Raw genomic sequence first — 23,421 nt, 5'->3', positions numbered from 1 at the left:
AGCGTCTGCCGGTGCGTGACCCCGCCCCCGCCCCCGGCCTCCACACCACCCTTGGTGCCGAAGGCGCCGACCTCGACGCTGACCTTGCCGTTGCCATCCTTGCGGAACTCGACCTCCAGACAGAGCTCGGCCTGCTCGACCTCGAACGTGAACTGCTCGTCGGGGCTGGCGTCCGCGGCCTTGTACAGCTCCTCGCGGAGCTCTGCCAGCGCCTCGGACAGCGTCACCTTGCCCACGGTTCCCCCTCCACCGCCACCTGCGGGCAGCGTGCTCGATCGGTCTGGGACGGAGTCTTCCTGACGGCACCTCACCTGCGCAGGAGAACTCGGGAATCTCGCGGCACCGCGTCCGCGGGTGTGATGGTCCTGGCTTGATCGGGTGCTTTGTGTGTGTGGGCGAGGGGTCAGGTGTGGGGGAGGGGGCTGTGGAGGGGTTCGTTACGGGTGGGGTCGTCGAGGCGGCAGACCCGGAGCCCGGAGCCCCGGCGCTCGGTGCCCCGGGACCGGGGCGGCCGTCAGAAGTGGCCGTCCTGGGTGTACCGCAACATGGCCAGGGCGTTCTTCAGTTGGCCGCCGTACTGCTCGGGCCTGCTTCGGGCCAGCCGGCGGAGGATCTCCACGGCCTCCTGGGCCGCGTCGACGGCCGCCGGCGAGCCGGGCCTCCCGCTGCTGATCTCGACGGAGACGAGCATGCCCAACGTCAGGGCAAGGTCGGACCCGTGGGCGGCCGGATCGGCCTCGGCCAAAGGCTGGTGGATCCGCAGGGCCTCGCCGACCGCGGCTCGTGCCTCCTCCCACCGCCCGGCGTTCAACAAGTGGCCGGCCAGCGTGCCGAAGGCCCGCCCGTACCCGGGCGCGTGTGCGGCGGGCTCGGCCTCGGCGAGGGTCCGGCGGACGGCGATGCCCAGCCGGGCCGGGTGCAGCGCCTCCTCGGGGTGGCCCATCTCGGTCAGCAGGGAGGCGAGGACGGAGAGCGCCATGGCGTAACCGGGCCCGTGTGCGGCGGGGTTCTCCTCGAACAGCTCGCGGCGGATGGCGACGGACTCCTGGGCCAGGTCGAGGGCCTTCTCGAACCGTCCCACCTTCGGCAGGAACTCCGCGAGGTTCTTCAGGGCCATCGCGAGCCCGGGCCGGTGCGCGTCCGGATCGGCCTCCGCCAGCTCCCGGAACAGGTCGGCGGCCTCCTGGGCGGTGTCGACGGCGGCCCGCGGAAGGTCCGCCCGCTCCAGGGATATCGCCAGGCTGTTGAGGGCGTTGGCGAGAGCGGGCCGGTACCGGGCGGGGCGCTGGGTGACCAGCCAGCGGAAGACCTCCACCGCGCCCTGAGTCCTCGCCAGGGCGTCCTGTGGCCGTCCGACCCACCACAGCAACTCGCCGAGGTTGCCGAGCGCGTCGGCGAGGCCGGAGGCGTGGGCGTCGGGATCCCGCTCCGCGAGCTGTCGGCCGAGTGCCACGGCCTCTTCGAGCGGGGCGACGGCCTCCCTGCGCCGGCCGGTCCTGGAGAGCAGGCTACCGAGGGTGCTCAACTCCTGGGCGAGCGCCGGAGCGTGGGTGTCGGGATCGGCCTCGAAGAGTCGTCGGGCGAGTTCCACGGACTCCCGGGCCAGATCCAGGGCCTCTTCCCGCCGGCCGGCGGCCCACAGCGATCGGCCGAGGTCGCTCAGCGCGACGCCGAGGTCGGACGCGTAGGCGGCCGGATTCGTCTCGGCCAGGGGCCGGTAGGTGTCCACGGCCTGCTGGGCCGGCGTCACCGCCTCCTCGCGCCGACCCACCCGCACCAGGATCCCGGAGAGCCGGGCGGCCGCCGACGCGTGGTCGGACGCGTAGGCGGCCGGATCCGTCCCGGCGAGCCGTCGGTTGATCTCCTCGCACTCCCGGGCCGGGCCCAGGGCCTCCCGGTACCGCCCGGCCTGCGCCAGGGCGACGGCGAGACCGTCGAGAGCGGAGGCGAGGCCCACGGTGTGCGCGCCGGGGTCGGACTCGGCGAGCGGCCGGAAGAGCGCCACCGCCTCCAGCGCGGGGGCCAGGGCCTCCGCCTCCCGGCCCGCCCCGGACAGGCATCCGCCGAGCGAGATCAGCGCCGCGGGCAGGAGGGATTCGACCAGGTCGGGATCGGAGGCAGCGGGCCGGCGGAGGATCTCCACGCTCTCCCGGGCCGCGTCCAACGCCTCCTCGTGCCGCCCCGCCGCCGACAGCAGCATCCCGAGGTTGGTCAGCGCACTGGCCAGGCCGGGCTCGTACGTGTCCGGGTCCGCGTCGGCGAGGTACCGCCAGGCCGGCATGGAGTCCTGGGCCGTGACGAGCGCCTCGGCCTTCAGCCCCGCGTTGACCAGGCGCCTGACCAGGTTGAACCGGACCAGGGCGTGCGCGACCGGGTCCTGGGTGTCGGCGAGCCAGTGGTGGGCCAGTCGGTAGGCGACGACGGCGGCGCCGGCGTCGAGGTCGGCGTTCCGGCCGAACGGCAGCTCGGCGTCGACGGCCTCCAGCACGTCCCGGGGCAGCCCGGGCAGGTCCGCCAGCGCGGCGAGCGCCGCGCCGCCCGCGCGGATTGCCAGGTCCGGCCGGGCGGCGATCAGCGGGGCCACTTGGCGGGTGACCAGGTGCGGCCAGCGGGCGGCCGCCGCGGAGAGCACGGTCAGGGCGGTACGGGTCCAGACGCGCCCCGCCTCCGTATCGCCGTCGCCGTCGCCGTCGCCGAGCAGGCGTGCGGCCATCTCGGTCGACCGCGGCTCGTCCTCGAAGGCGATGTCGTGCCCGGAGACGCTGAGGGCGAGGAAGTCCTCGGCGAGGCGGTCGGGATACAGCGGTTCCAGGAAGGTGCCGCCGCCACCCTCCTCGCCTTCCGGGTACGCGACGGCGTGGTCCCGGAGCAGCCGATCGGCCGACTGCCCGGTGACCGGGTCGATCGCCCGGGTGACCGCCGTCAGGCCGTCCTCGTACGTCTGGCTCCCGATCAGGGCCGCGACGTACACGCACTGCCCCAGCTCCGTTTCTGCGGTACGGACCCGGCCGTGTCCGTGGAGGTCCCGCCAGTACGCGCGTTCCCGGCTCAGCAGGTACGCGGAGACCTCGGCGGGGCTTGCCAGGGCCGGCAGCGCGGTGCCGTCCTGCCGATGGCGGTGCACCGCGTCGACCAGGGCCAGGGCGGCCATGTGCACGGCCAGCGCCTCGCGGAACCCCTCGTGCTCGCCGAGCGATCGGGGCGGCGGAAGGTCCTCGACGCCGGGGATCCGCAGGACCTCGGCGAAGCGGTCGCGCGCGGCCTCGAAGAGCGCCCGGGGGCTGGTGGGCTCCCCCGGGCGGCCGTCGCCCAGCGGGCCGAGCTCCAGGCGGTCGGACTCGATCTCCAACCGGTCCAGGTCGTTGGCGGCCAGCATCTGCCACCACGCCCCGGCGGCCCGGGAGATCAGCAGCACCCGGGCGCGGTCCGGCTGGCGGGTGGCGTCCGCGCACAGGGCCAGCAAGTCGGCGGCGGGCCAGCGGTCGGCGTAGTCGACGACCAGCAGCGTTCCCGCACCGCCGGAACCGCCGACCCCGCGCGGATGCCCCCCGTCCGGGAGGCTCGCGTGCCGGGCCTGGAGGACCCGCCAGCCCCGCTCCGCACTCCCGCGGGCGAACTCGGCGGCCAGCCGGGACTTGCCCTGGCCGCCGACCCCGTGCAACAGCAGCGCCGCCACCGGCTCCTCGCCGTCGCGCCAGGCCGCCAGGTGGGCCAGCTCGGAGTGGCGGCCGGTGAAGTCCACGACCTCGTACCGGGCCTTGAGCAGCTTCCCGGGTTGATTGCGGGCCGACGTGAACGACAGCGCGGGGCGGTCGAACGGGAACCCGTCCAGCCAGTACAGAGGGCGCGCCTGGTGGACGGTGAGGTTGACGTCCCCGGTCACGCCGCTGACCTGGAAGACCGGACCGTTGACGACGGAGTCGACCACCCACTGGTCGCCCTGGCGCAGCTCCTTCCTGCGGCCGATCACTGCCGGATCTCCAGACCGCCCTCCAGGCCGGTCGCCTGGACCACCGGGCCGGACACCTCACCCCCCACGCTCTGTCCTGCGGACGTCGACGCGGCCTCCCCGCCCTGAGCCGACCGCGAGCGCCGCGCCGTCGTCGCGGCCGGGTCGCTCTGCTGCACGATCGTGACGTCGCCCTTCGCGCCGTCGATCTGGACGACCCCCGCGCCGAACTGCCCGTGTGCGTGCTGGCCACCCCCGGTGCCTCCGCCACCCCCGGCGCCCTCGCCGCCCTCCTGCCCCGCCGTGGCGAAGGACTTGCCCCAGACCGCCGTCAGCCCCGCCGCCGCGGCCCCCGCCCCCACTCCCAGGGCCAGCCGTGCTCCGTCGTCGTGTTCCACCCAGAGCGGCCCGACGACTTCCCCGAAGATCCACGTCGCCACCGCGAAGGCCAGGACCGTGACCAGTCCCGCCACCCACCATCTCCACCCGGACCGCAAGACTTCCTCCCGACCACGCCACGCGCCGACTTGACGGATCATCACTTGTCTCGCATCCGCCTCGTCCCGTCAATATTTCAGGACGAACCACGACCGCTCCCGGTTTCACGCCGGTTCACCCGCCTGGGGCCGCAGCGCGTTCTCCGTGGCCCGGGCCGCTCCGGCAGGCCGCGCCGGTGCACCCCGGTCCTCACCCGGTGGAGAGTCACGTCGGTCACCTGCCGGTGATCACGCCCCCGTCCGCGCCGACCGTTGCCCACCGGTTTCCCCGTCCGGTCTTGTCGGTGGGGTTCCCGGACCGCCTGGTCGGGCGGTAGCCGGTCCGTTCACGATCACCTGGTGGCGAGGCCCTGAACGCCATCGGCGTCAGGGCCTGTGGGGGGACCCGTACGGGCCCGGGTGGTTCAGGCGGCTTCCTCCACCGGGTGCTCTTCCACCGAACGGGAGTCGGTGAGGCTCAGCGCGCCGCCGGCGGCGATCAGGCCCACGACGACGGCGAGGAGGGCGTAGGTGATGCGCTCGCCGTGGAAGAAGGACGCGACGAGATCGCCGCTCCAGGCGCCGGCGGGGAGCTGGGTGGTGACCAGGACGGCGATGAGGGTGCCGACGACGGCCGTGCCGACGCTGGAGCCGACCTCCTGGGCGGTGTCGTTGAGGGCGGCGCCGATGGAGGTGCGGTTGCCCGGCATGGCGTCGACGAGGGCGACCGCGCAGATGGTCATGACGGTGCGCAGGCCGATGGTCATCAGGACCATGCAGAGCGCGATGACGGCGTAGCCGTGTTCGACGCCCCAGGCGAGTCCGGCCAGCGAGCCCGCGAGGAACCCGGCACCCACCAGGCAGGCGATGCGATGCCCGAAGCGGCGCGCGAGCCACTCGGACAGCGGAGTCGCCAGGATCATCGTCGCGATGATCGGCAGGTTGGCGAGGCCGGCCCGGACCGGGCTCCACCCGTAGGCGTACTGGAAGTGCAGGATCAGGCCGAACATCACGCTCGCCATGGCGATGGACGTGCCGATCTGCGCGACGGCGGCGCCCCGGACGGTTCCGCGGGAGAACAGGCTCAGGTCGAGCATGGGCGCGGCCGTGCGGCGCTCGTGCCGGACGAACCAGATCGCCGCGGCGAGGGCGCCGACGACCGACGCGAGGGTGATCGTGGAGAGCCATCCGTGCTCGACGCCGCTGGTGAGCGAGTAGCAGGCGAGGCCGATGGCGGTGACGCTCAGGACGGCGCCCGGTACGTCGAGGGAGTCCTTGGTGAGGTCCTCCGGCCGGTCGGCCGGGACGCCGAGCCGTACGCCGACGCAGGCGATCACCGCGATGGGCGCGTTGACGAGGAGCAGCCACTCCCACGACACGTGCGCCAGCGCCGTACCGCCGAGCAGCGGGCCGAGGACGAAGCCGGACATGCCGACGACGATCATCACCGTCATGGCGCGCATGCGCAGCGCCTTGTCGTCGAAGAGCCGGAAGACCAGGGAGTTCGTGATCGGCGCCATCGCCGCGGCGGCTATGCCGAGCGCCGCGCGCAGGGCGATGAGCCCGCTCGCGGAACCGACGAGGAGCACACCGAGGCTGAGCGTGCCGAAGACCGTGAGTCCGATCAGGAGCACACGGCGGCGTCCGAACCGGTCCGCGAGGGACCCGGCGGTGAGCAGCAGCCCACCGAAGGTGAGCGAGTAGGCCCCCGTCACCCACTGCAGCGCGGTCGTGCCCGCGCCCAGGTCGCGGCCGATGGTCGGCAGTGCGATCGACAACAGCGTGTTGTCGACCATCTCGACGAAGAAGGCCAGGCAGAGCGCGGCCAGGGGAATCCACGCCGCGCGCAGCGACGGGTAGGTGCGGGGCGGGTTCGTGAGCGTGGCGGTGGTCATGGCGCACTCCTTTCGATCGAACACGGTTCGGTTATCGAACGGTGTTCGATCCGGTACGATAGAACAACGTTCGATCCGATGCAAAAGTGAGGGGCCCACGCCATGGCACGCCAGCAGACCCGCCCCGGCGGCGGACGTCGACGCGCTTCCCACTCGATGGAGTCCGTCCTCGGCGAGGCGGTCGCCCTGCTCGACGAGGCGGGAGCCTCGGCCCTGACCTTCCGGGCCCTGGCCCAGCGCCTCGGCGGAGGCGTGGCCAGCATCTACTGGTACGTCGCGAACAAGGACGAGCTGCTGGACCGCGCCACCGACCACGTCATGGCCGGCGTCCTCGCCGACATCGAGAAGCTCCCGCCCAGCGAGGACCCGATCGACGACCTGCGCGCGATGGCCGTCACCCTCTTCGACGCGGTCGTCCGTCGCCCCTGGCTCGGCGCGTACTTCATGCGCAACACCGACGTCCAGAGCAATTCCCTGCGCGTCTACGAGAAGCTCGGCCGGCAGACCCTGCGTCTGGACCTCACCGCCCGCCAGCGCTTCCACGCCGTCTCCGCGGTCGTCGGCGTCGTCGTCGGTTCGGCCGTCGACATGGGTCAGGAACCGCCCCAGGAGATCCTCGACGGCGCGGTGGACCGCGACGAGTTCCTCGGCCGCTTCGCCCGGGCCTGGCGGGGGCTCGCGCCCGACGAGTTCCCGTTCGTCCACGGGATCGTCGACGAGTTCGACGGCCACGACGACGTCGACCAGTTCCGTTCCGCCCTGGACCTCACCCTGGCGGGCCTCCGCCTCCAGGCCGGCCTCTGACGGTCCTCGACCCTCGGCCCTCGACCCTCGGCTGTGCGTATCGCGGCGGGCGCAACCGTGACCGGATCGGTCTGGACAGGATCGGACCGAGCCGGGCGGGGCAGGCCCCGTCGCCTTGGGCGGGGGTGCGTGGGGGAGTCGGCGGAGCCGGGGTCGACACCTTCCGTGACGGGTCGGTTGCGGAGTGTGCTTAGGTGGGTGTCGCGTGATCAACCCCGGGACGGAGTGCACATGTCGGTCAGGCTGTCTGACGAACTGAAGAGCTACGTGGACGACAACGCGGTCTTCGCGAGCATCGCCACCATCCAGCCCGACGGAAGCCCGCAGCTGTCGGTCGTCTGGGTCAAGCGTGACGGTGACGATCTGCTGATCTCCACCACGGTCGGCCGCCGCAAGGAGCTGAACCTCCGCCGGGACCCGCGCGTGACCGTCATCATCAACCCCCCGGACGCTCCCTACCACTATGCCGAGGTCCGCGGCATCGCCTCCGTCACCACGGAGGGAGCCGCCGAACTGACGGACGAGCTGTCCCGCAAGTACACCGGCAAGGAGTACAAGGACTTCAACCCCGCGGCGGCGAACGACAGTCAGAGGGTCGTCGTCCGCATCACCCCGCGCAAGGTCGTCGGAGCCCTCTGAGCGAAGGCGGGTCCGCCGTGCCCGGCGTAGGGAGACCGCTGCCCTCGTGTGACCTGCGGCGCGGGATCCGGCGGACGGGGGAGGCCACCCGCCATCCTCGGGGGAGGCGACCGGCACCGGGCCGGTCAGGAGCGCCCTGAAGGGACTGGCCGGGGCAGTGCACTGCCGATCCTCATGCCGGCCCCCGGCCTCGGGGCGCCCCGTAGCCGCGCCGCATGCTCCGACGGGCCGGGAGCCGGCGACGCTGTGTACGTCCCGCCGGAACCCTGCACGGGGTGGACGACGCGTACGCCGACATCAGTCCGTGCGCGGACAGCAGGGGCCTGCGCCTCACCGTCCCGGCACCGGCCTCCCGCGGGCGCGAGGAGGCCACCGGCATGCGGATCCCTACCACCGACACCCGCTGCGTCAACCTGCTGATCGGTCGTCACCCGGCCACGACCTGCCTCCCGTACGCGCTCGACGGCGCCCTCACCACTCTCCGGCCCGGCAGCCCGGAGGAGGTGACGGTCCACGTCGCCGTGGGCCCCACCTGCTCGACGGTGGTCTCGAAGCTCGGCTACCGGATACCGGACGGCCAGACCCTCCACACCGGCGGAATGCAGCCGAGACCAGAACGGACCTGCGTTTAGACCATGTGGAGAAAGTGCTTCGTCCGTCGCCCTGCGCCGTGATGGTCGCGGTGTGGGGTGAGGGGATCCTTCCGCCGATCAGTGGGCCGTGCGCGATCGGGCGGGCCCACCGGGCGACAAGGCGTGTTCCTCCCGCGCCCGCCAGGCTCGGTCGGAGAGAAACCCGGTAGCGCTGTAGGAAGCCAGGGCTTTGCCTGCGGCCCATGCGCCGGCCTCGAAGGCGCGACCGGCGCCTGGCTCGCCGCGTGTCGTCGGAGCCGGCCCTGGTCGGCTACTTCTCCGCACAGCAGAAGGACTTCGAGACACGCATGACGTCGGCAGCCGTAGAACGGGCAGCGCACGGCGCTCGGGTGGTCGCGCGGATGGTGCAACGCCGAGGCGTCTCGGACGGCGGGGCCCGGAAGATGGGTCTGCCCTACTCCTCGCGAACTCTGCTGACCCACGGGAAAGTCCGCGTCACCCCGATTCCGCCCGTACCCCCCGACGACGTCGCTGCCCTGTGCCGGTTGCTTCGCCGGACGTTCGGGAGCAGCGGATTTCCGCCGCCGGGGTCGATTGCGGCCGCGTCAGACGGCGGCCGGCGCGGGTGCCTCTGCCTTCGTCTCGTCCGCGGAAACGACAGCGGGCGCGGGTGCGGGCCAGGTGTAGAACACCGTGTTCTGCTGCTTGCTCCTCTCGAGCCCTTCCGTCACGGTGAGCCTCTCCAGAGCGTTGCGGACCGTCTGTGCCGACGCCGCCCGGCCGGGGTGCGCGGCTTCCAGCTCGCTCTGGATCTCGCCGGCCTTCTTGGGTTCGCCGGGCTGCTGCGACAGCAGCGCTGCGAGGAGCTCGCCGAGCGTGGGCTCGGCCTCCGCGGTCTTCTTGCTCTCCGCGGTGGTCTTCTTGGAGGTCGCCTTCTTGGGGGCTGCCTTCTTGGCGTCCGTGGTCTTCGCGGGGGCTGCCGCGCGCTTGCCGGCCGTCGTCTTCCGGGCGGTCCTCTTCGGAGCCGGAGCCGGAGCCGCGACAGAAGCGGTCTCCTCCGTCCTGGGAGAGGGCACGGCCGCCGTGTCCTCTCCGACGGGGAGAGCATCGGGCAAGGACACGGCCGCTACCGGCGCGCTGTCGGCGGCCGACGGGGTGTCGGTCAGTGCCTCGGTGAGCCACTTCTCCTCTGCCCGGAGCTTGTCCAGGCGTGTGGTGATGGTCGCCTGCTCGGCCTGGTTGGCTTCGAGGGCTGCGGCCAGGTGTGCCGCGTACTCGCTCTGGATCGGGTTCTTGACGGGCTCGTTGGCCACGGTGTCCACGCTCCTTGTGCAGGGATGTGCGTTGGTGCCGGATGCTACTTGTCGTAGGCCGGGGCTGGTTGGCGAATCCCACCGGCTCATGTCCGCACAGAGGCGGTCAACCCGACCCCCGACCGAGCAGGCCGAGGCCCGAGCGGGCCGGAGAACATCGCTCCACGCCAGGGCCGGATCGGGTGAGTCGTCATGGCGGTGGCAAGCGGGACCCATCATGTTCCCGGCAGTCAGGCGGGGGAGGCCGCGTACGGCGGGCGGGTGCTGCCTCCGGGACGTCTCCGGGGCGTCTCCGGGGCGTCTCCGGGGTCGTGCCTGCTGCGACCGGTGCGTCCTCGCCCCGTATGCGTATGCGTATGCGTATGCGTGTGCCTGTACGCGGCGCGCCGTCGAAGGTCACGTCGATATCGGTGTCGGCACCCCGGCGCGTGATCTCGTACGCCGTCTTCGCCGCCCCGAAGGCGGCCACGACGGGATGACGGGGCCTGTGGTGCGCCGTGGTCGCCGCGTCCGGTACCCGGCGAAGCCGAAGCCGAAGCCGAAGCCGAAGTCGGGGGAACCCGCCCAGTTGGGTGCGTTTTGACGGGTTGACGGTGAGGTGGGCAGGATCGCCATGGAGGGCGAAGTCACGGACGAGGCGGAGGAGTGGGCGTGAACCCGGATACCGGTGTCCTGGTGAGCGGGCGGGCCGGGGCAGCGCCTCCGGGATCCTCGGACGTCATCGTCGCCGCGGTCCGCGCTCTCGACAGGGCCGTGGAGTTCGCCGTCGACACGCGGGCTCGCGACGGGGCCTGGTACGTCCTGTCGGAGCCGCGCGTCCTGGAGAACGCCGTCGCGGCCTGCTCCCTGGCGGGTGTGGAGCGGGCGCGGCCCGCGCGGGAACGCGTACTGCGCTGGCTCGACGGTGCCGTGCCGCAGGGGCACGACGCGCTCGTGTCCGCCGCCGACCGATGGCTCGCGGCCCTGAACCGCGGCCGAGCCCCGGTGACCTTCGAGCCTCCGCCGGCGTACGAGGGACCGCAGGCCCGGCGCGTCCTGTACCTCCAGGCCCTGGGCTGCGCGGTGGGCGCCGAGGGCGCGGACGCCCGGGGCCTGCTGACGCGGGCCCGGGCCGCGCTGGGGCCCGACCGCGGACGGGGCGTCAAACCGTGGCAGCGCGCGATGCTGCTGGCCTTCGAGGCCATCGCCTGCGCCGCCCTGGGCATGCCCCTGCCCGCGGGCACCCTGGAGACGTGGCAGGGCACGCAGTCGGCCGACGGTTCCTTCTCCGGCATGCCGCTGGTGACGGGGATGCTGCACCTGGCCCTCACCCGGGCGGCCCCCGACCATCCGATGACCCGCCGCTGTCGCGACGCCCTGCTCGCCGCCCAGCAGCCGGACGGCACCTGGCGGTTCCTGGTCAGCGAGGTCTGGGACACCGGCCTGATGGTCCGCGCGTTACGCGGTCACCCGTGCTTCGACGCGGACACGCTGCCGGCGTCCCTGGAGTTCCTGGCCCTGGCCCAGCGGGAGGACGGCGGTTGGGCCTGCACGGCGGCCCTGGAATCCGACAACGACTCCACCGGCAACACCCTCCTCGCACTGGCCGGGACCGCCTGGGCGGATCAGGCCCGCACGGCCGCCGCACGCTACGCGCTGCGGCACCGGACACCCGAGGGCCTGTGGACCACATGGCATTCCGGAGACGACGACCCGGCACCCGACGTCGTGGCCCACATGGTCGCCGGCATCGACGCCGCCGCACTGCCGGGCATCGACCTCGCTCCGGCCCGGTCGTGGCTCGCGTCCCTGGCCACCGGGGGCGGTTGGAGCTCCGGCTGGTACATCCCGCCCGCCTACGGCGCCGCCGAGATCGGCCCGGCCCTCGGCCCCCATCCCGCGAACCGGGCGGCCGCCCGGGAGCTTCTCGCGACGCAGCGGGCGGACGGCGGCTGGCCCCGTATCGCCGGCGAACCCCACTCCAGCCCGACGGCCACCGGCCTCGCCCTCTCGGCACTGACCACCGGCGCGGCCGACCCGACCGGAGCCGCCCTGATCCGGGGCCTCGGCTTCCTCGTCGACTCGCAGACGAGCGGCGGCTCGTGGCACGACCGCCCCGTCATGTACGGGCCCCGGCCCTTCCTGACCGTCACCGCCACACAGGTCCACGCCCTCGCCGCCCGCGGACTGCGCGACGCCCTGGGCGCGGTCGGAACCGCGCCGCTTGACCACGGGCCGCGCTCCGGCGCATGACCGGGCGGCGTGCCGCGGACGTCGGCCTTCGACGGCGCCTCTCGCCGGGACACCCCTTGCAGGGACACCCCTCGCGGGCGCCGCGATACGGCTCGCCGAACCGGCCGACGTACTCGGCGCACGTACTGGGCGCACGCGCACACGTCACCCGCCTCGCTCGACGTACCCGGCGGGGGCCGGTGGCCACCTCACGGGACGAGCATGACGGCGGCCAGCAGGACGAGTCCCTGCGCGTCCCCCCAGGGCCGGGGGTGGACACCGGGCCGGGGGCGGTAGGAGGCGAGCATGGCAGCGGCGTAGAGGGCCCACAACAGGAACGGCACGGGCTCGACGAGTTGTCCGGCCACCGCCCCGCAAGCGGCCATCCCATAGGCGGCGGCGCGGGTCCGGCGTTCTCCGAGCAGCACCGGGACGCTCATCGTGCCGTCCCGCAGATCGTTGTCGACGTCGCGCAGGTCGTTCAGGAGCGCCCCCACGCTCCCGACGAGCGCCCCGGCCAGGGCCAGCCACCACAAGCGCGGGTCGTGGAGCCGATGTTGGTGGACGGCCGGCAGGAGCACCGTGATCAGCACCCACGCGGCCATGGTGTAGGGGAGTTTGACGCAGGGCAGCTGCCGGGGCGCCAGCCGCCGGCCCCGCCACGGGACCAGGGGTGTGGCGTAGAACCAGGCCATGACGCCGACGGTGGCCAGGATCGCGGCGCACCACGGCCGCAGGACGGTCACCGGCACCAGTGCCGCGGCGCAGACGACCGCCCACCCGGTCAGGGGGCGCCGGTGGCGCGCCACCCAGGCGGCCCGCGGACTGGTGTCGGCGTCGGCGTCGGCGGACTGAAGCCGGTCGCGGGTGTATCCGGCCGCGATGAAGAGGAAGGCGAAGGCCGCGATCAGCGGGTCGCCGGGCCGGTGCAGCACCAGGGCGGTGACCCAGGTGAACGCGGCGGCGCCGGCGCCGAGGGTGACGTTGGTCCAGGAGAGGAAGGTCAGGGGTCCAGGGACGGGAGTGGGGGCGAGGGGCTTGCCCAACGGGCCTGTCTGCGTGGTCATCGGTCTCCTCCGGGGGCGCCGGCGGGAGGCGCCGTCAGCGGGTCAACGACCGATCGGGGAGCCGGTGACACGGGGGCTCGGGCCGCCGCCGGGGAGGACGCCGCTCGGGATGCCGCCACCGAGGGCATTCCGCATCGCGGCGGCTGCGTGAGTGCGCGACGCGGCAGTGCGGCAGAGCCCGTGACCGGGGAGGGGTCCGCTGCCCTGAAACCTGGGCCGTCCAGCCGGGTACCCTGCCCCGGCGGCTCTGCTCCCTGCGCGTGGAGGGATGGTCCGCCTCAGCTGACCGGCTACCAGGTCCGCAACCCTGTTCCCCGTATCCGCGGGGATGGCCCCTACTCCCCTCCGCCTGCAGTGTCATCTGCCGGCGACGCCGGCGAACCTCGTTCCGAAGTGGTCAGGGAGAGACAGGAACGTCCAGGGCCTACGATCACACCCCTGCCCCTGCCCCTGACCTCACCCCTACCCGTCCTGCGTGGTTCCGGCGGAGCCGTCCTCCGGTCCGAGGGCGACGGACTGGTGTGGAGCCGGGGCGACATGGAGACGCGGATCCCGCTCCAGGCCGTCCGGCGGGTCCGCGCCGAGGGGAGTGCGGTCGCCGTGGAGCTCACCGCCCCGGCCGGGACGACCCCGGCCGTCCACTGGGTCGACGCCATGAGCGAGGCGGCGGCCACGGTCTTCGCCGACGCGGTCAACGCGACCCTGCCCGACCGCGCCGAGGAGGCCCGGGAGAGCGCCGACGGCTCGGCCCTCGTCACCGTCCGTGCCCTGACCGAGCCCGAGCAGGACAGGACAGGCGGACGTGCGTGCTCAGGCTCTGGGCCGGGGCCGTCGCCCTCCTGGCCGTCGTGCTCACCGTGGCCGTCCGGGCGGACCGTTGTTCCGTGGCGTGGTCTGCCGTGTGAGTACGGGCCCTGGCAAACGGTGTATGGGCTGTTCCGGCGCTGGCAGCGGCAGGGTGTGTGGGCCCGACTGCTGACGTTGCTGCAGGCACGGGCCGATGCGGCCGGGCCGATCGCCTGGGAGGTGAATGTCGACTGCACGGTCTGTCGGGACCATCGGCATGCGGCCGGTGCCCGTCGCGACGGCGCGGAGCAGCAGGAGCCGCCCGGCGGAGTCGGGCATGAGCCGGACGACCATGGGCTGGGCAGGTCCCGGGGCGGGTTCACCACGAAGATCCATCTGGCGTGCGAGCAGGGCCAGAAGCCGTTGTCGCTGCTGGTCACGGCAGGCCAGCGGGGCGACAGTCCTCAGTTCGAGCCGGTCCTGAAAGCGATCCAGGTTCCCAGGCCCGGTGCTGGCCGGCCACGGACTCGCCCGCTGCGGGTGCGGGGAGACAGGGCGTATTCCTCGCGCGCGAACCGCGCTTACCTGCGCAGACGTGGGATCAGGTGCACGATTCCCGAGCCGGCCGGCCAGGCGCGCAACCGCAAGAGTCGTGGCCGTACGGGTGGCCGCCCGGGTGACCCCGACGCAGGCGGAATTCTGGCCGGTTCGAGCCGCACGACCATGTCGACTGCCGCGCACGTCTGCGACGGCCGCCCATTCGTTCGAGGGGAACGGCCGTGTGCCGACTCCCGTCGCCCCACCAGCAGGCGGCCTCGCAGTCCGGCTCGCAGCGCGGTCACACCTGCCCTCCCCGTTCGGGTCATGAACGTTCTCGATCTCGGCAGTTGCCCCTCCTCGACACCCCCGCTGAGTAGGCGATACGAACCGGCGTGAAGAGGCTGACCAAGATCGCCCGGTTGCGCTTCGCCATCACTGGACCATCGCGTTCCGTTTGTGAATGAATACCTAGCGTTACGTTCTTCTCTCATTCCCTCTTCTCGTGGGCCCCGACGAAAGGGCACAGCCATGTCTTCTGCCATGCGTAAGACGACGACCACTCCCAGGGCGCGGCGGCTGGCCGCCGCCACGATCGCACTCGGCAGCTGCCTCGCACTCGCCGTACCGGCGGGAGGTGCCGCCGCGGCGCCCGCCGACCCCGTACCGACCGTCTTCTTCGGCGACTCCTACACCTCCAACTTCGGCATCGCTCCCGTGAACAACCAGGACAACGAGAGGGGCTGGTGCTTCCAGGCCACGGACAACTTTCCCGCCGTCGCCACCCGGAGCCTTGCGGACAAGGGCATCACGCTCGACGTCCAGTCGGACGTCTCCTGCGGAGGCGCCCTCGTCCACCACTTCTGGGAGAAGCAGGAGCTGCCCTTCGGTGCCGGGACGCTCCCGGCGCAGCAGGACGCGCTCAAGCAGGACACCCAGCTCACCGTGGGAAGCCTGGGCGGCAACACACTGGGCTTCAACCGCATTCTGAAGCAGTGCTCCGACGAGCTCCGGAACCCCTCTCTGCTGCCGGGAGACCCGGTGGACAAAGATGAGCCGGCCGCCAAGTGCGGTGAGTTCTTCGAGACCGGGGACGGAAAGCAGTGGCTGGACGGCCAGTTCGAGCGGGTCGGCTGGGAGCTGGAGGAGCTGCTCGACCGCATCGGCTACTTCGCCCCCGACGCGAAGCGCGTCCTGGTCGGCTACCCCAGGCTCGTGCCCGAGGACACCACCAAGTGCCTGACCGCGGCGCCCGGCCAGACACAGCTGCCGTTCGCCGACATCCCCCAGGACGCCCTGCCGGTCCTGGACCAGATCCAGAAGCGGCTGAACGACGCCATGAAGAAGGCCGCCGCCGACGCCGACGGCGGCGCCGACTTCGTCGACCTCTACGCCAGCACCGGCGCCAACACGGCGTGCGACGGCGCCGACCGCGGCATCGGCGGCCTTCTGGAGGAGTCCCAGCTCGAACTCCTCGGCACCAAGATCCCCTGGTACGCGCACCCCAACGCGAAGGGCCGCGACATCCAGGCCAAGCAGGTGGCCGCCAAGATCGAGGAAGCCCTCAACCGCTGACCGGCCACACGACCGCTCTCCCCGCATGAACGAAGCCCCAGGACCCGCCATCGGCCTGGGGCTTCGCGGCACACCGGATTCCAGGGCACTTGTCCCAACTGGCCCTCACCACCGCATGGTGCGCCTGACAACGCTCACCTCAAGTAGCCCCGCTCAACGCCGTCCCAGCCAGCGACCACCAGATAAAGCAGGGCCTGGTCGCCGTCCCCTTCGGCGCGGCCGCCACCACGGGCGGCATCCTGCTGGTCGTCTTCGCCTTCCAGGGCGTGTACGACGACTACGCGCTCACGGCCGGCTGACCCGCGTCCCCACCCGGTCTGGCGATCCGTTCCGAGCGGTGTGACCGAGTGGTGTGACCGGGCGGGACGGCTCCTTGAGGCTGTCGGGGTGGCGAGGGCGGCCCTGTCCACCAGAACGGGTTCTGGCTCGGGCTCCGTGCCGTGGGTATCGAGAAAGTGCGCCTTGACACGCGACGCACCACGGCTGGCGCCGTCTGCCCAGGACGCGGAGCCTGCTCGACTGGTCGACCCGGTCCACGTCACGTGAGCGAAGCCGGGCTGTGTTCGTCAGGCCTTTGATCGGGTGCCGCTTGGACGGAGGATGGGGGAAGAGAGCGGGTCCGCGTGGTGGAGTGCGGACCTCTGACGACTTCGACAGCAGGGAGTGTTTCTTCCGATGACCGCACAGCCCGCCCGTCTTGAGCGCAGCGGTCCCGAGACCGTCCCGGTCCTGGAGGTCCCGCCGTTCAAGCCTTCTCTCGTCAAAGCGGTGTTCAGAGACGTGACGTCGATGCACGTCTCTCGGTCGGCCGCGTGGGCCGCCGCGTCGGTGACGCGGACGGTGCTGACGGGGATCATCGACGGCGCGAGGAGAGCGGCCGTGGAGGAGGACCGGAAGAAGCTGGTTCCCGGGGACCTTCTTTCGGCGATCGATCGGAACGTCGAGCTCGAGGTGGGGGAGAAGTGGTACGACCACAGCCCGACGTTTCGGGGCCTGACCGGTGACCTGTACGACGCCGAGGGTGTCCTCGTGTCTCCTCGTCAGCGCAGAGGGCCACGCAAACCGAGTGCTGTGGTCGGAGCCCACAGGTTCGAGGCCGGGGTCAGGAAGCTGCTGAGGAGCCAGGGGGTGACGGCCGTCCCGGCGATGGTCCGCGACCTGGACGGGATCGCGAGCGTGTTCCTGACGGACCTCGCCCGGGACGCCGCCATGGTCGTCCGCGAGGGCGGGGTCAAACGTTTCGGGACGGTCACCCTGGGGACGTCGAGCGAACCGGCCCCACCCCCGTTCCTTGAGGATTCCGTCCGGGCCTTGTCCGTCCGCAGGGGGGACGGGCGGACCATCGGCAGGGACGACATCCTGGCCGCCACCACGATCCGGTTGTTCGGCGGCGACCTCAGGCAGCGAGCCCTCACCGAAGCACGCGAGGCGACGCAGGACACTCCGGCCGACTGAGCGGGGGCGCCCGGCATCGTCGCCTCATCCTCATCCTGGTCCTCATCTTCATCCTCATCCTCGTCCGCTACTGCGTACTCGCCGTAAGCAGAAGACGCTGCAGGCCGGTTGGGGTAGTCCGAGGCGGAGGCCGGAGAGGTCGGAGAGGCCGGGGGCAGCCGGTCGGCCGCCCGCGCGGAGTGCGAGGCCCTCGCCCGGGCGCCTGTCGGTGCCCCCTCAGACCCCGCCGTCCCGGGCCGAACGGCTCTGAAGCGAGGCCAGGGCAGAGCGGGTGGAGACGCCGGTCTTCCGGTAGACGCGGCTCAGGTGCGACTCGACCGTGCGGGGGCTGAGGTAGAGCCGGGCCGCGATGGCGGGGGTGGTCAGTCCGTCGGCGACCAGGGCCGCGATCTCCCGTTCGCGCGGGGTGAGCGAGGCGAGTACGGGATCCGGCGCGCCCCCGGCCGCAGGCGGCTCTGGCGCCGTGGGGCGCAGCAGGTCGGCCAGTTCGGTCAGGTGCCTGGCGCCTCCTGCGGCGGCGAGGTGCCGGACACGGTCGCACAGCGCGTGGGCGCGGTCGTGGTCCCCGGAGGCCGCGGCCGGGGCCGTACCGAACAGCAGGCCGACCGCTTCCCACAGGACGGCCCCGGAGCGGCCCGCGGCGTCCGCGGCCTCTTCGAAGAGCACGGCGGCGGCCGCTGTGTCGCCCTCGGCGAGCAGCACCTGCGCGGTACCGCGGAGAGCCGCCGCCCGCTGCGAGGGGAGCCCCAGCCGTTCGGCCTCCGTACGGGCGCGCTCCGCCCAGCCCCGGGCGGCCGCCGGGTCGCCCGTACCGAGGGCGGCGACGACCAGGGCCTCCAGAATGAGCGGCCGCATGGAGGGGTGCAGGCGGTGGAGATCGTCCCCGCCCGCGCGCAGGATGGCGGCGCGGGCCCGCCGTGGGTCCCCGCCGAGCAGGGCGGCCTGGCCGAGCAGGCACCAGGCGATGGACGCCCACCAGTTCGTACTGGCCCCGGCGGCGGCGACGGCCTCCTCCGCCACCGTCAACGCGGTCCGGTCGCCGGGCGGCCGGGCGTAGAGCAGGGCGTGTGCCTTGTTGGCGAGGACGAAGGCCAGCAGTTCGTCGCTGCCGATGCCCCGGGCGATGGTCTCGGCCTCGTCGGCGAGTTCCACCGCCGACTCGATCCGAAGGGTCGTGAGGTGGACGTGCGCCTTGCAGAGCAGCAGGTGCGGGACGACGTAGAGGCGGCCGCCGCGGCGTGCGACGGCGAGGCCTCGGTCGACGTGCCGTTCGGCGTCGTCGTACCGCTCCAGGAACGCCTCCGCCCAGCCGAGGCGGGCGAGGGGCTCGCACAGGTCGGCGATGTCGTGGTCGGTGAGGGCGTCGACCAGCGCGGCCGCTCGCGCGGTGGCCTCGCATGCGGCCGGCATCTCGCCCTCGTACGTCTCGCCCAGGGCGGCGATGGCGAGCATGCCGGCCTCGGCGACCTCGTCGCCGAGGCGCCGGGCCAGGTCCAGCGTGCGGGCCACGTCCGCCCGCACCTCGGGGTACGGGGTGGCGTGCGGCGCGGACGAGCCGAGCTCCATGCCGAACGCGACCGCGTCGGCGGCCGACGGGCCGGGGAAGCGGGACAGCTCGCGGCGCAGCAGCGCGATGGACTCGGGGTAGCGTCCGCGGTGACGCTCCATCACCGCGCACAGGGTCACGGCCGAGGCCCGCGCGGCCGCCGTGGACGGCTCGCCCGGCGGTGAGATCGCCATGACCTCGTGGAGGAGGTCCCGGCTCTCCCGCAGGCCGCCCGACACGCCCAGGGCGCCGGCTCGGCGCAGCATCAGCTCCCGGCGCAGGGCCAGGTGCTGCGGCCGGTCGGGCAGGTGGGCGAGGGCGACGCCCCACCAGTGGGCGCTGCTCGCGGGCGCGGTGGAGACGGCGCGTTCGGCGGCGTCGGTCAGTACCGCGACGGCCTGGGGGTCCCAGCCGGTGAGCGAGAGTTCGACGTGGTGGGCCCGTTCGGCGGCGGGGGCACCCGAGTCGGCCAGTGCCTGCGCCGCGAGCCGGTGCATGCGGACACGGGTGTGGGGTTCGATGCTCTCGTGGACGAGGGTGCGCAGCATCGGGTGGCGCAGGGTCCACCGGGCGCCGGGCGCCGGGCGCAGCAGATCGCGGTTGCCCAGCGCGGCCAGGTCGGCGTGGACGGATTCCTCGTCCCGGCCGGTGACCCGGGCCAGCAGCGGCGTGGTGCCCCGGTCGCCGAGCACGGCCACCGCCTCGGCGATGCGACGCTGGGCGGGGAGTAGCGGAGTCAGCTCGTCCAGGAGGACGGAACCGAGTCCGGAACCGAGCCCGGAGGCGTGAGGCGCCGCGTGCCGGTCGTGGAGCGCGAAGGGCTGGTGAGCGGCGGGCCCGGCGGCCTCGGGCCGGACGGCCTGCCCGCCTTGCCTCGCCTGCCGCGCGGGCCCGGCCTGAAGCAGGGCGAGGAAGTACAGCGGGTTCCCGTCGCTGGCCGCGTACAGCTCGTGGGCCCGATCGGGCGGCAGGCCGGGGGCCAGGGCCGGTGCGAGGACCTCGACGCAGGCCCGGTCGTCGAGCGGGCCGAGATCGAGGCGGAGCACCGTACCCAGGTCGACGCCCCGCATCAGGGCCGCGGCCGGGGAGTCCGAGGTCTGACGGTCGCGGCGGGCCACGACGATCACGAGCGGAGCGCGCGGCGGATGACGCACCAGATGGTCGAGGAGCTCCAGGGACGCCGGGTCGGCCCAGTGCAGGTCGTCCAGGGCCAGGACCAGGCCCGGTGCGGCGGCCCGTCCGAGCCGTACGGCGACCGACCGGTGCAGTCCGAACCGCTCGCCCCGGTGCCACGGGCCGGCCGCCGCGTCCGTCAGCTCCAGATCGTGATCGGCGAGGGCGTCGCTGAACGGCTGGTAAGGAAGGTGCTGTTCGTATTCGGTCGCCCGGCCGCGCAGTACGCGCACCCCGCGGAGCTCCGCGCGTCGGCAGAACTCCGCGAGGAGACGGCTCTTGCCGATCCCGGCCGCGCCGGCGATGTCCACGACCGCGGGCCCGCCGGTTCCGTCGAGCCTGCGGTCGAGCAGCCGTTCCCAGCTCTCCAGCTCGGTCTCACGGCCGACCAGCGGCGTCACTTGCACGCCTGACTCCCCTTGGGACGAGGGCCGTTCGGGACGGCCGTTGCGTGACGATCTTACGTATCCGATTAGGTGACTTCACGGATGTCCCGATGAACGGCCTGGGTCAGTGTGGGTGGTCGGAACCGGACGCGAGCGGGCGCGAGCGGGCGCGGCGGAACGGGTTGTGGGCCGCCCCGCCCGACGACCCGCCCGACGACTCGTCCGACGAACCGGCCGGCAGCCCGTCGTTCGTCCGGCCGGACGTCGACACACGCCACAGGACAGGGAGCACTTCCGATGCCGATCAGGATCCGTCTCGTCTCCGCCCTCGCGGCCGCCGCACTGGCGTCGCTCCTCACGGCGTGCGGCTCCGGCGGTACGGGCGACGCCGGGAACTCCGGTGGCGCGGGCGCGAAGGAGTGCTCGGGCCGGATCGAGGAAGGCGGCGTGAAGGACGACGGCTTCGGTGGAACCGTGGCCGTGGACCCCTGCGCGGTACCCCGTACGGAGAAGACGACCCTCGGCGTCGCCTGGGTGAGCGTCTCCGACGTCCCCCGCGAGACGGCGAGCCCGCTCAACATCAACCCGGTCTCCTGCGACGGCGAAGCCACCGCGGACTGCGAGCAGGTCGAGGTGAAGGACGACTTCGCCCGCTGCAACCAGGCCAAGCCCGGCTGCCATCCGGCCCGGGGCGAGGAGCTGTCCGTGGTGTGCGTCGCCGACGACGTCGACAAGGGGCAGGGAGTGACCACCCGCTGGTACGGCGTGCTGCTCGACAGCAGACTCCTGGCCCTGGGAACCGACCACGACGGGAACTTCGTCCGCCACTCCACGGACAAGGGCGACAAGCCCGTCGGCTACGTCCCCACCACCGCCGTCGCCGAGGTGACGGGCGACCTGCCGGCCTGTGACGGCTCCGTGCTCAACGCCAAGGGGTCGCTGGACATCGCCAAGGCCGGAGGCGGAGCCATCCGCTGAGGCGTGCCGAAACAGCCTCGCGCACGGCCGGAACGACGCCCGCCGCCCGCCCACCGTATGCCGTGTGCGGGTGTGCGGGTGTGCGTCAGTACACAGGAAAGGTCCGGCGGCCCGTCACCGAAGCGGAAGGTGAGGGGCGGAGTCGGGGAAGGGAAGGCATTCCGGGGAATCCGCCGACCGAGGCGCACCGCCGATGCACACCGCCGATGCACACCGCCGATGCGCGGGGGAGCGGACGGCCGGAGGACTGCGCGGCGGGAGGGCGGGAGTCCTCGGCCGAGGGCGCCGGACGCCGGGGGCAGGCCCGAGCGGCCCCGATCCGCCACGGGCGTCCGGCGGCGGATCGGGCCGGGTCAGCGGGTCAGCCGACCGTCCACTTCTGGTTCGCCGTGCCTGCGCAGGTCCACAGCTGGAGGCGGGTGCCGTTGGCGGAGCTGTTGCCCGTCGCGTCGAGGCACTTGTTCGCCTGGATGTTCACGATGTCGCGCGCGCCGTTGGCGACCCAGCGCTGGGCGCCCGAGCCGTTGCAGTCCCACAGCTGGACGAGGGTGCCGTCGGCCGTGCCGCCGGAGGCGGCGTCGAGGCACTTGCCAAGCGCCCGGATGGAGCCGTCCGCGCCGACCGTCCAGCGCTGGGCGGCGGTGCCGTTGCAGTCGTAGAGCTGGACGGGGGTGCCGTTGGCGGTGTTGGCGGCGGCGACGTCGACGCACTTGCCGCCGATGCCGGTGATCCGGTTCCCGGCGGGCGGGGTGTCGCCGGTGGTGACCCGGACGTGGTCGACGACGAGCTGCGAGGGGAAGGCCGTGGAGCCGTCGGGGTCGCCGGGCCAGTAGCCGCCGACGGCGAGGTTGAGGATGAGGAAGAACGGCTTGTTGAAGACCCAGCTCCGGCCGCCGAGGTCGGCGGGCGTACGGGTCTGGTAGACGTTTCCGTCGACGGACCAGGTGATGCGGTCCGGTGCCCAGTCGACGGCGAAGGTGTGGAAGGCGTCGGCGAACGCCTGTCCGCCGGGCAGGGTGTAGCCGGCGCCGATGCCGCCGGAGCCCGAGTAGCCGGGTCCGTGGAGGGTGCCGTGCACGGTGGAGGGCTCGAAGCCGACGTTCTCCATGACGTCGATCTCGCCGGAGGCGGGCCAGCCGACCTGGCCGAGGTCGTGGCCGAGCATCCAGAACGCGGGCCACATGCCCTGGCCGCGCGGGATCTTCATCCGCGCCTCGACGCGGCCGTACTGGGCGGTGAAGCGGCCCGCCGTGTTCAGCCGGGCGGAGGTGTACTCGCACCGCCCGTACCAGCACTGGTAGTTGCCGGGATTCTCGCGCCGCGCGGTGATGACGAGGTGGCCCTGGCCGTCGAGCGCCGCGTTCGCGGTGCCGGCCGTGTAGTACTGCCGCTCGTGGTTGCTGACGTTGTCGCCGGTCTCCAACTGCCAACGGGAGCCGTTGACGGCGGAGCCGGCCGGCCCGTCGAACGTCTCCTCGAAGGTGACGGCGGCCGCGGCCGCCTCGCCCGCGACGGCGGAGCCGGGCGCGCCGACGGCGAGTCCGACGAGGAGGGCGGCACCCGCGAGGGCGGCGGACAGGGCCCTGCGCAGGCGCGCGCGGGGTGGGCGGGAGGCGGGGGAGGAGTGCATGGCTCTCTCTTCCGTCGTGGTGGGGGGAGGAGCGGTCCCGGTCTGAGACCGGCACACCGGCCGGCAGATGCCATGCTCATGACATTCCTGCTGGTGCAGACCATTCCCTTGCCGACATGATTTAAGGAGTAAGGTAAGGGCTCGTCAAGAGGGTGCGGCAGGTCCGTCGCAGCCGGAGGCGTCGACTTCCACGCCGCCGCCACGCTCCGGTGCGGGTCGAACCCGGCAAGATCGTGTCCCACGGACGGATCGGCGGCGGCTTGACGTCACGCTCCGGCCGCCGGGGCCGGGGGGCCGGCGGGCGGGTTGCCGTGACCGCGGCGTGTTGAGGGCCGCGACCGGGTGGGGCGTGGGCGGGTGTCTGGTGGTCAGAGTAGCCCCGGTGCTGCCCTGGGCGCCCGGCGGCCA

16 protein-coding genes are annotated in these 23,421 nt (G+C 73.0%); 8 read left to right on the top strand and 8 right to left on the bottom strand.

Translation table 11 applies throughout. The features are described from left to right. From ACFQ8C_RS30455 to ACFQ8C_RS30440, 4 genes are all read right to left on the bottom strand, one after another. The coding region (locus ACFQ8C_RS30455) for a trypco2 family protein (RefSeq protein ID WP_383463617.1) at positions 1-236 on the bottom strand (236 nt) is incomplete at its 3' end. 278 nt (positions 237-514) lie between these two features. Next, a complete protein-coding gene (locus tag ACFQ8C_RS30450; protein ID WP_383463614.1) occupies positions 515-3,970 on the bottom strand; it encodes a tetratricopeptide repeat protein in 3,456 nt (1,151 codons plus the stop codon). After that, the gene (locus ACFQ8C_RS30445) at positions 3,967-4,422 is read right to left on the bottom strand and encodes a hypothetical protein (RefSeq protein WP_383463611.1); all 456 of its coding nucleotides are present in this window, start codon (positions 4,420-4,422) and stop codon (positions 3,967-3,969) included. Before ACFQ8C_RS30445 ends, ACFQ8C_RS30450 begins: the two co-directional genes overlap by 4 nt. 428 nt (positions 4,423-4,850) lie before the next feature. Next, a complete protein-coding gene (locus ACFQ8C_RS30440) occupies positions 4,851-6,320 on the bottom strand; it encodes an MFS transporter (RefSeq protein WP_383463608.1) in 1,470 nt (489 codons plus the stop codon). Between the two features lie 156 nt (positions 6,321-6,476). Between ACFQ8C_RS30440 and ACFQ8C_RS30435 the strand changes: the two genes are divergently transcribed. The 3 genes from ACFQ8C_RS30435 to ACFQ8C_RS30425 all read left to right on the top strand — a co-directional run bounded on the left by ACFQ8C_RS30435 (position 6,477) and on the right by ACFQ8C_RS30425 (position 8,395). Beyond that, on the top strand, positions 6,477-7,124 hold the full coding sequence (locus ACFQ8C_RS30435; protein ID WP_383463622.1) for a TetR/AcrR family transcriptional regulator: 648 nt from the start codon (positions 6,477-6,479) through the stop codon (positions 7,122-7,124). A gap of 231 nt (positions 7,125-7,355) precedes the next feature. Next, positions 7,356-7,763 carry a PPOX class F420-dependent oxidoreductase gene (locus tag ACFQ8C_RS30430; protein ID WP_383463606.1) on the top strand — a complete coding sequence of 136 codons (408 nt, stop codon included), beginning with the start codon at positions 7,356-7,358 and terminating at the stop codon, positions 7,761-7,763. A gap of 275 nt (positions 7,764-8,038) precedes the next feature. Further along, positions 8,039-8,395, top strand: a complete 357-nt coding sequence (locus ACFQ8C_RS30425; protein ID WP_383463603.1) for a hypothetical protein — start codon at positions 8,039-8,041, stop codon at positions 8,393-8,395. A gap of 566 nt (positions 8,396-8,961) precedes the next feature. On the opposite strand, the gene ACFQ8C_RS30420 is transcribed toward ACFQ8C_RS30425, so the two are convergent. Beyond that, positions 8,962-9,669 (bottom strand): hypothetical protein, encoded by a 708-nt coding sequence (locus ACFQ8C_RS30420; RefSeq protein WP_383463600.1) that lies wholly within the window; start codon positions 9,667-9,669, stop codon positions 8,962-8,964. Between the two features lie 651 nt (positions 9,670-10,320). Here ACFQ8C_RS30420 and ACFQ8C_RS30415 point away from each other — a divergent pair. Further along, positions 10,321-11,901, top strand: coding sequence for a prenyltransferase/squalene oxidase repeat-containing protein (locus tag ACFQ8C_RS30415; RefSeq protein ID WP_383463597.1), 1,581 nt, complete (start codon positions 10,321-10,323; stop codon positions 11,899-11,901). A 188-nt stretch (positions 11,902-12,089) separates the two neighbouring features. Here the strand turns inward: ACFQ8C_RS30415 and ACFQ8C_RS30410 are convergent, their stop codons facing one another. Then, positions 12,090-12,947: a UbiA family prenyltransferase gene (locus ACFQ8C_RS30410; protein WP_383463594.1), complete on the bottom strand. Its 858-nt coding sequence runs from the start codon at positions 12,945-12,947 to the stop codon at positions 12,090-12,092. Between the two features lie 537 nt (positions 12,948-13,484). Here ACFQ8C_RS30410 and ACFQ8C_RS30405 point away from each other — a divergent pair. The 3 genes from ACFQ8C_RS30405 (at position 13,485) to ACFQ8C_RS30395 (ending at position 17,300) form a co-directional block, all read left to right on the top strand. Next, positions 13,485-14,669, top strand: a complete 1,185-nt coding sequence (locus tag ACFQ8C_RS30405; RefSeq protein ID WP_383463591.1) for an IS5 family transposase — start codon at positions 13,485-13,487, stop codon at positions 14,667-14,669. A gap of 144 nt (positions 14,670-14,813) precedes the next feature. Continuing rightward, complete coding sequence (locus tag ACFQ8C_RS30400; RefSeq protein ID WP_383463589.1) at positions 14,814-15,845, top strand: SGNH/GDSL hydrolase family protein; 1,032 nt, start codon at positions 14,814-14,816, stop codon at positions 15,843-15,845. A 675-nt stretch (positions 15,846-16,520) separates the two neighbouring features. Then, positions 16,521-17,300 carry a hypothetical protein gene (locus ACFQ8C_RS30395; protein WP_383463586.1) on the top strand — a complete coding sequence of 260 codons (780 nt, stop codon included), beginning with the start codon at positions 16,521-16,523 and terminating at the stop codon, positions 17,298-17,300. A gap of 216 nt (positions 17,301-17,516) precedes the next feature. Here the strand turns inward: ACFQ8C_RS30395 and ACFQ8C_RS30390 are convergent, their stop codons facing one another. Further along, positions 17,517-20,420: an AAA family ATPase gene (locus ACFQ8C_RS30390; protein WP_383463619.1), complete on the bottom strand. Its 2,904-nt coding sequence runs from the start codon at positions 20,418-20,420 to the stop codon at positions 17,517-17,519. Between the two features lie 282 nt (positions 20,421-20,702). Here ACFQ8C_RS30390 and ACFQ8C_RS30385 point away from each other — a divergent pair, with 282 nt between their 5' ends. Further along, entirely contained in the window at positions 20,703-21,383 is a 681-nt protein-coding gene (locus tag ACFQ8C_RS30385) for a hypothetical protein (RefSeq protein WP_383463584.1), read from the top strand. A gap of 361 nt (positions 21,384-21,744) precedes the next feature. On the opposite strand, the gene ACFQ8C_RS30380 is transcribed toward ACFQ8C_RS30385, so the two are convergent. Beyond that, positions 21,745-23,013 carry a ricin-type beta-trefoil lectin domain protein gene (locus ACFQ8C_RS30380; protein ID WP_383463581.1) on the bottom strand — a complete coding sequence of 423 codons (1,269 nt, stop codon included), beginning with the start codon at positions 23,011-23,013 and terminating at the stop codon, positions 21,745-21,747. Between the last annotated feature and the right edge of the window lie 408 nt (positions 23,014-23,421).

It is taken from the genome of Streptomyces sp. NPDC056503 (assembly GCF_042794995.1).
Classification (GTDB): Bacteria; Actinomycetota; Actinomycetes; order Streptomycetales; family Streptomycetaceae; genus Streptomyces.
This window is presented reverse-complemented; position numbering and strand designations above follow the sequence as displayed.